We start from the raw sequence: 7813 nt of genomic DNA, 5'->3' as shown, positions 1-7813 counted from the left end.
CGGCGGGGGCCGGTGGGCTCCAGCAGCCGGCTGGTGTGCGCGAGCGCCAGCGCAGGGCTCGTTCGGCTGTGCCCGCCGCACAGAACTGAACGGTGTTCAGCTATGGTGTTCTGGTTTGCATCCTGACTGAGAACAGACTGGAGTCTCCATGACCTCTCCTGCCGCTTCCGGTGCCGCCGAGGCATCCGGCACCCGCCGGCCGGCGCGCCGCTTCACGTCGACCGACATCGCACTCATCGCAGTGTTCGCCGCACTCATCGCCGCCTTCGCGATGACCCCGCCGATCCCGGTCGGCAACGTCGGCGTGCCGATCACCCTGCAGACCCTCGTCATCGGCCTGACCGGGCTGACACTCGGCCCGCTGCGCGGCTTCCTCGCCACCCTGCTCTACCTGGTGCTCGGGCTCATCGGACTGCCGATCTTCGCCGGCTTCTCCGGCGGCCTCGGCGTGCTCGCCGGGCCGACCGCCGGCTACCTCATCGCCTTCCCGCTCTTCGCGCTGCTCGCCGGTGGCCTCGCCGGCTGGGCGGTCAAGCGGATGACCGGCGGCAGACTGTGGGCCACCCTGTTCATCGGCGGGCTGATCGCCAGCTTCCTCACCACCCACCCGCTGGGCATCCTCGGCATCTCGATCAACGCCGGCATCCCGCTCTCGGCGGCGTTCGTCGCCGACCTGCCGTACTGGCCCGGAGATGTCGTCAAGAACATCGTCGCCGCCTCACTCGCCCTGCTCATCCACCGCGCCTTTCCCGCCATCCTCGTGAGGCGCTGACCAGATGACCGACGGACACACCCCGGCACCCGGGCCCCAGGACAGGGCCCGGGCCGGCGTCGTGTTCGACGATGTCGCCGTCACCGTCGAGGACATGGATCCTGCCAGCAGCCGACTGCGCACCCGCACCCTGCTCACCGACCTCACCCTGACGCTGCGCGAACAGCGCATCAGCGTCATCGGCGCCAACGGATCGGGCAAGTCGACATTCCTCCAGCTCATCAACGGGCTCACAGCACCCACCCGCGGACGCGTACGCCTCGGCGACCTCGACACCGTCGACGACGGGGCGGCAGTCCGCCGGCAGGTCGGATTCGTCTTCTCCGATCCGGCCGCCCAGCTCGTCATGCCGACCCCGGTCGAAGACGTCGAACTCTCCCTCAAACGCCGCCTGCGCGACACGACCGCCCGCCGGCAGGCAGCTCTCGAAGTCCTCGCCGAGTTCGGGGTCGGGGACCTGGCCGAACGCTCCATCTACGAACTGTCCTCCGGCCAGCGACAGCTCGTCGCCCTGGCCAGCGTGCTCGCGGTCTCCCCGACGGTGCTGGTGCTCGATGAGCCGACGACGCTGCTCGATCTGGCCAACCGGGAGCTGCTGCGCGCCACCCTCGACGATCTCGCCGCCCGCCGCGGCATCCAGCTCATCGTCTCCACCCACGACCTCGACCTCGCCTGCGATGCCGAACGCACCCTGGTCCTCCACGATGGCCGGATCGTCGCCGACACCACCCCAGCCGAGGCCGTGGCCGCCTACCGGCAGCTCATCACCGCCACCGTCTCGGCAGCCCGCCGCCCCACAGACGGGACCACCGCCTCGGGCGAGGAGCAGGCATGAGACGACAGTCGCGGTTCTTCGGCACCTATGTGCCCACCGGCGGCTGGCTGCACCGCACCCCGGTGCTGCTCAAACTCGGGGCAGTCGCAGCGATCAGCATCGTCGTGCTCGCCCTGCGCAACCCGATCTTCGACGCATGCGTCTTCGCAGTGCTCGTCGCCTGCGGGCTGACCTCGCGGCTGCGGCTGGGCCAGGTGCTCTCCCCGCTGCGGGCGATCTGGATCTTCGTCGCCCTCATCATCGCCTTCCACCTCATCGTCAGCGATGCCGCTCAAGCGCTGGCGATGGTGTCGAAGCTCATCGTCTGCGTCCAGGCCGCCGGCCTGCTCATGCTCACCTCCTCGATCGGCCAACTGCTCGAGGCCTTCGCAGTGCTCGTCCGCCCGCTGCGATTCCTCGGCATCGACGCCGAGCGAGTCGCGCTGACCGCCGCACTGACGGTGCGCTCGATCCCGTTCATGGCCCAGCTCGTCGGGCAGTCAGCGGATGCCGCGCGGGCTCGCGGGCTGGAGCGCAACATCCAGGCACGCTCAGTGCCCGTGGTGCTCGGTGCGGTGAAGTTCGCCCAGGACACCGGCCGGGCACTCGACGCCCGCGGCCTCGGGGACTGAACCACCGCCTCGGCGACGGTGGGACTCAGCCGACGCGATCCTGCGCCCAGCGGGGCGCACCCACCCCGGAGCGGCCGATGACCTGCGGGGCGGGATTCTCGATGGCGGCAGCGTAGTGGCCGATGAGCTGGGAGCACACCGACTTCCAGGACCGGCCGAGGACGGTGGCGCGGGCGGTCTGGCCGAAGGCGCAGCGCTTGGCGTCATCGCCGGCGAGGTCGCGGACGTGACCACGCAGCGCTCGCAGGTCGCCGGGCTCATACAGCCAGCCGGTGCGCGAGGAGTCGACGAGGTCGAGGGGGCCGCCGCGCGCCGGTGCGACGACCGGCACGGCTGAGGCCATCGCCTCCTGGATCGTCTGGCAGAAGGTCTCCAGCTCACCGGGGGCGACCATGACGTCGAAGCTCGCGACCGCCTGGGCGAGCGCGTCACCGCCGAGGAACCCGGTGAAGTGAGCATTCGGCAGCACCTGCTGGAGGCGCTTCTTCTGCGGGCCCTCGCCGACGATGACGAGCTTGAGCGAAGGATCGCCGGCGAGCACGGCGAGGTCCTCAACCTGTTTTTCGACTGCGAGGCGACCGACGAAGCCGATGATCTTCTCACCGTTCGGGGCGATCGTCTGCCGCCAGGATTCGCTGCGGCGGGTCGGGTCGAAGCGACTGGCATCGACACCGCGCGCCCAGGTGCGCACCGTGCCGACCCCATGAGAGGTCAGCTGGCCGGCAGCGTAGCTGGAGGGCACGAGGGTCAGGGAGGCGTGCTGGTGGATGTTGCGCACGTGATGCCACAGCATCTGCTCCAACCCGTGCATCCCGTAGCGGGCGGCGTAGGCCGGCACCTCGGTCTGGTAGACGGCCACCGACGGCAGACCGAGGTCCTGACAGGCCAGCACGCCGCGCCAGCCGAGCACGAAGGGGGAGGCCAGGTGCACGACATCGGGTTCGAACTCAGCGAGCAGCCGGCGGATCCGGGCGACACCGCCGGGGGCCACGCGCACGCGCCGGTACTTCGGCAGTGCGAAGGAGGGCACGCGCACGATCGGCGCACCAGCCACCTCGTGGGGCTTGTCGCGTTTGGTGCCGGGGGCGATGACGAGGACGTCGTCGCCGCGGTCGGCGAGGTGATCGAGCACCCGCAGCAGCGAATGCGTCACCCCGTTCATGTGCGGGAGGAATGATTCGGCCAGAATAGCGACACGCATGATTCCAGTGCACCGGGTGTGCGTGACGCTCGTTCGGCCGTGATGTGACGTGTCGGACAACTCCGGGCGAAGCCCGGAGGTCCAGGCGAACACACGGTAAACTGTTGGCGGCGCCGAACCTGCCGGCTGGCGATGCACCAGGCTGGGCGGATGCGGTGCGCCGGCGCTTCTCGAGGTCTGAGGAAAGGAACACGATGCCGACGCTGCTGTGGTGGCTGGCCGGACTGGTCTGCCTGCTCCTCTTCGTCGCCATCGTCATCCTCGTCATCAGGTTCAATCAGCTCAGCCTCGCCCGCGATCTGTGCACTGAAGGCCACCGGCAGCTGAGTGCTGACATCCACGAGCGCCGCTCCCTCATCCCCTCCTTCCTCGAATCATGCGCAACACTCGTCGAGGAGAACCCGCAGCTGCGCTCGCGCGTCGATGCGGTCGCCGGTGCCTTCGCCGCCGCCCGCCAGTCGACCGGGCCCGAGGCGGTGGGCGCAGCTGAAGAGCAGCTCACCGTGGCTCTTGCACAGCTGCACCAGCGCCTCGGCGAGCAGCAGGTCGCGCCAGGGGAGTCGGCCTCGGATGCCGAGTATGTCGCCCGTGCGCTGTTTATTCAGATGTGTGTTGTCGAATCGCGCATCGCCGCTGGCTCCCGCTACTACAACGCCAACGTCGTCCGCTACCGCAGTCGCCGGCGCGGCATGCTGCCGGTGCTCATGCCCCGCCGTTTCCCGGAGTTCACCCCGGTGCCGTACTCCGAGCTCGACCTCGACCTCGACACCGACTCCCAGGACATCGTGCCCAGCAGCGATCTCGACTACCGGCCCGGCCGGCTGAGCGAGGGCCTGTGAGTCAGACGGAGGGGTCGCGCAGGCGGGTCCGCCTCGACCTCGGCTACCGGGGCACCGACTTCCACGGCTGGGCCCGCCAGCCCGAGGCCCGCACCGTGCAGGGCCTCATCGAGGCGGGACTGGAGACGATCTGCGGCACCCCGGTGCGCACCGTCGTCGCCGGGCGCACCGATGCCGGGGTGCATGCCCGCCGGCAGGTCGTCCACCTCGACATCACCGATGCCATCGCGGCCCGGCTCATCGGCCGCTCCGCCCGCACCGCCGGAGATGCGCTGGCCGCCCGGCTGCGCGGGGCGCTGCGCCACCTGGGCGCTGACGACATCGTCATCCACGCCGCCTCCGAGGTCGATGCCGCCTTCGATGCCCGCTTCGCTGCGGTTTCGCGCCGTTACACCTACCGGATCGCCGACCCGCACTCCTTCCTCGACCCGCTGGCCGCCGGGCACACCACCGTGTCGAAGGAGCGCCTCGACGCTGCGGCGATGCACACCGCGGCCCAGGAGATCCTCGGCCTGCACGACTTCCTGCCCTTCTGCAAACCGCGCCCGGAATCGACGACGATCCGCACCCTGCTCGACTGCACCGTCACCCGCGATGACGAGGACATCATCGTCATCGACCTGCGCGCTGACGCCTTCTGCCACCACATGGTCCGCGCGCTCGTCGGCGGGCTCATGAAGGTCGGCACCGGGGCTTGGCCCGTCACCCGGCCAGCCGAGCTCATCGCCCGCGCCGAGGAGGGAAGCACCGACCTCGGCCCGATGTTCGTCACCCCTGCCCACGGCCTGGTGATGGAGCACGTCGAGTATCCACCGCCTCGGGAGTGGCACGCGCGTGCCGAGCGCACCCGCGCCCGGCGGGATGCCGAGTCGGCCGCCAGCTGAGCACCGCTGGCTCATCAGCAGGTGCATCTGCGTGCAGGGGGTTCCGGCCGGCCCCGGTCTATGAGAGAGTGATTCCTGGACCATGTGAAGAACCTGAGCGTTTTCACAGCACGTTCAGCTTCAGTTCGCCGTGAGGCAATCGGCAGACGGCAGGCTGGGACGGTGCGCCTCCGGCCCTGAGCGGGCCCGGCGCGGAGACGATTCAGGTACCTGACGAAGGACGAAAATGGCTTCATCCCTGCCCCGCCTGCTCATCGGCGCCACAGCCGCCGCCGGACTGGTTGTGCCGCTCGGCGCACTCCCGGCCATGGCTGCCGTCGACGAGGGCAAGAAGATCCAGATCCTGGGGATCACCGATTTCCACGGCCGCCTCGACGCCGACGGTGTCGGCACCGCCTCGGTCATCGAGCGTGAGCGCGCCGCCTTCGACGGCGGCGAGGCAGCGACGACGCTGCTGTCGGCTGGTGACAACATCGGTGCCTCGATCTACACCTCCTCCGCCCAGGAGGACGCCCCGACGATCGACTACCTCAACGCCCTCGAGCTCGACGCTTCAGCTGTCGGCAACCACGAATTCGACCGCGGCCTCGATGACCTGAGCAACCGGATCGTGCCGCGCAGCGATTTCCCGACCCTCGGCGCGAATGTGTACAAGGAGGGCACGAAGGATCACTTCGATGCCCTGCCGGCCAGCCACCAGTACGAGGTCGACGGCGTCAAGGTCGCCGTCATCGGCGTCGTCACCCAGGACACCGCCAGCCTCGTCTCACCCGACGGCATCTCCGGGCTCGAATTCGGCGACGCGACTGAGGCTGTCAACGTCGAGGCCGCGCGCCTGGAAGCGCTGCCTGATGCCGAGAAGCCGGACCTGACGATCGTCCAGGCCCACCTCGGCCCCGACGCCACCGATTCCGTCGACGGTGCGAAGGGCTCGAACAAGGAGTTCGCCAAGCTCGTCGACGACGCCGACGCCTCGGTCGACGCGCTGTTCTTCGGCCACTCGCACAAGAAGATGGAGCTCGAAGCTCCGGTCCCCGGCACCGAGCGCACCCGCCCGATCGTGCAGGCCGACCACTACGCCAAGGCCGTCTCGAAGCTCGTCCTCGAAGCCGATGCCGACGGCAACTGGAAGGTCGACACCAATGAGGTGCTGCCGACCAAGGGCGAGGACTACGACTCCGAGCGCGTGACGAAGGTCAAGCAGATCATCGCCGATGCCGAGGACGTCGCCAAGGAGAAGGGCTCTCAGGTCGTCGGCTCGATCACCGAGGACATCAAGCGGGCAGAGAAGGTCGGCAAGGAAGACCGCGGCGCTGAGTCGACATTGGGCAACCTCGTCGCCGACGCCCTCAAGGAGGGCGCCTCCTACACCCAGCTCGGAGAGGCCGACTTCGGCATCACGAACCCGGGTGGTCTGCGCACCGACCTCAAGTGCGATGACATCTACAACAGCGAAGAGAAGTGCGAAGTCACCGTCGCCGAGCTCAACGGCGTGCTGCCCTTCGCCAACGACCACGGTGTCGTGACAATGACCGGTGAGGCCGTCACCCAGCTGTTCGAAGAGCAGTGGCAGCCCGAGGACGCCTCGCGTCCGTTCCTGCACCTGGGCATCTCCGATGAGCTCGACGTCGTCTACGACTCGACTGCCGAGGCCGGTGACCGGGTGAAGTCCGTCAAGGTCAACGGTGAGGACATCGAGCCGAAGAAGGAGTACAAGGTCGCCACGCTGTCGTTCCTGGCAGCCGGCGGTGACAACTTCTCCTCGTTCGCCACCGGAACCTTCGAGCAGTCGGGCATGACCGACTTCGAGATCTGGCAGAAGTACTTCGAAGAGAACTCCCCGGTCTCCCCGGACAAGAAGGAACGCCAGGCTGACGCCGCTCTCGACGTCATCAGCAACGGCACCGTCGACGCGACGCTGACCGGCAGCGAGGACGAGCCGACGAACTTCGCGGTCGCTCTCAAGGCCAAGGAGAAGGTCACCGGTCCGGTCGTCTTCGAGGTCAAGGACCTGCCTGAGGGCTTCACCGTCGACTACGGTGAGCACGCCGCCGAGGGCGCTGCGGGTGCGGAGGAAGGCGCACAGCAGGCAGCCGGTGCACGGATCGACGAGATTCCCGCCGGGGACTCGGAGTACCCCTTCACCATCACGGCACCGGAGGGCACCAAGCCCGGTGAGTACCCGTTCACCGTGAGCCTGACAGCTGATCCGAAGCACGCGTTCTGGGATGACAACCCGATGCCGCTCATCCATGAGGTCGAGGCAGCTGTCACGGTGCCCGAAGAGGACCCCTCGGATGACCCGTCCGATGACCCGTCTGACGACCCCAGCGATGACCCGTCTGACGATCCGAGTGATGAGCCCTCCGACGACCCGTCCGATGACGGCAAGGACAAGGACGACAACGGCAAGGACAAGGACGGCAAGGGCAAGGACGACAAGGGCCGGCTGCCGCGCACCGGTGCCGAACTCGCCACCGCCCTCGGTGTCGCACTGGCACTCATCGGTGCAGGTGTAGCCTCGGTCTACGCCGTGCGCCGCCGCTCACAGCTCTGAGCAGAAGGTGAGACCGGTCAGCTGAACCGCTGATCGGCTGCGGCCACCAGCATCGGGGGGGGGGGGGGGGGGGGCCCGCGGCCGGGGTGCGCATACGCCCATCTCACACGTGCT

7 protein-coding genes are annotated in these 7813 nt (G+C 68.7%); 6 read left to right on the top strand and 1 reads right to left on the bottom strand.

Features of this window, described 5'->3' with window-relative positions:
• Window positions 1-148: 148 nt before the first annotated feature.
• The 3 genes from M3C25_RS12775 to M3C25_RS12765 are packed head-to-tail and all read left to right on the top strand — an operon-like array spanning window position 149 to window position 2218.
• Complete coding sequence (locus tag M3C25_RS12775) at window positions 149-772, top strand: biotin transporter BioY (RefSeq protein ID WP_259857131.1); 624 nt, start codon at window positions 149-151, stop codon at window positions 770-772.
• 4 nt (window positions 773-776) lie between these two features.
• Window positions 777-1607: an energy-coupling factor ABC transporter ATP-binding protein gene (locus M3C25_RS12770; protein WP_259857129.1), complete on the top strand. Its 831-nt coding sequence runs from the start codon at window positions 777-779 to the stop codon at window positions 1605-1607.
• Window positions 1604-2218, top strand: a complete 615-nt coding sequence (locus M3C25_RS12765; RefSeq protein ID WP_259857128.1) for an energy-coupling factor transporter transmembrane component T family protein — start codon at window positions 1604-1606, stop codon at window positions 2216-2218. The genes M3C25_RS12770 and M3C25_RS12765 overlap by 4 nt, the downstream gene beginning before the upstream one ends.
• A 25-nt stretch (window positions 2219-2243) precedes the next feature.
• On the opposite strand, the gene M3C25_RS12760 is transcribed toward M3C25_RS12765, so the two are convergent.
• A complete protein-coding gene (locus tag M3C25_RS12760) occupies window positions 2244-3419 on the bottom strand; it encodes a glycosyltransferase family 4 protein (protein ID WP_259857126.1) in 1176 nt (391 codons plus the stop codon).
• Window positions 3420-3613: 194 nt separating this feature from the next.
• Between M3C25_RS12760 and M3C25_RS12755 the strand changes: the two genes are divergently transcribed.
• The 3 genes from M3C25_RS12755 (at window position 3614) to M3C25_RS12745 (ending at window position 7699) form a co-directional block, all read left to right on the top strand.
• The gene (locus tag M3C25_RS12755) at window positions 3614-4258 is read left to right on the top strand and encodes a hypothetical protein (RefSeq protein ID WP_259857124.1); all 645 of its coding nucleotides are present in this window, start codon (window positions 3614-3616) and stop codon (window positions 4256-4258) included.
• Window positions 4255-5142: a tRNA pseudouridine(38-40) synthase TruA gene (gene truA / locus M3C25_RS12750; RefSeq protein ID WP_259857123.1), complete on the top strand. Its 888-nt coding sequence runs from the start codon at window positions 4255-4257 to the stop codon at window positions 5140-5142. Before M3C25_RS12755 ends, truA begins: the two co-directional genes overlap by 4 nt.
• Window positions 5143-5368: 226 nt before the next feature.
• Window positions 5369-7699: a 5'-nucleotidase C-terminal domain-containing protein gene (locus M3C25_RS12745; RefSeq protein WP_259857121.1), complete on the top strand. Its 2331-nt coding sequence runs from the start codon at window positions 5369-5371 to the stop codon at window positions 7697-7699.
• Window positions 7700-7813: the final 114 nt, after the last annotated feature.

This window comes from Brevibacterium luteolum (assembly GCF_025147615.1).
Classification (GTDB): domain Bacteria; phylum Actinomycetota; class Actinomycetes; order Actinomycetales; family Brevibacteriaceae; genus Brevibacterium; species Brevibacterium luteolum.
This window is presented reverse-complemented; position numbering and strand designations above follow the sequence as displayed.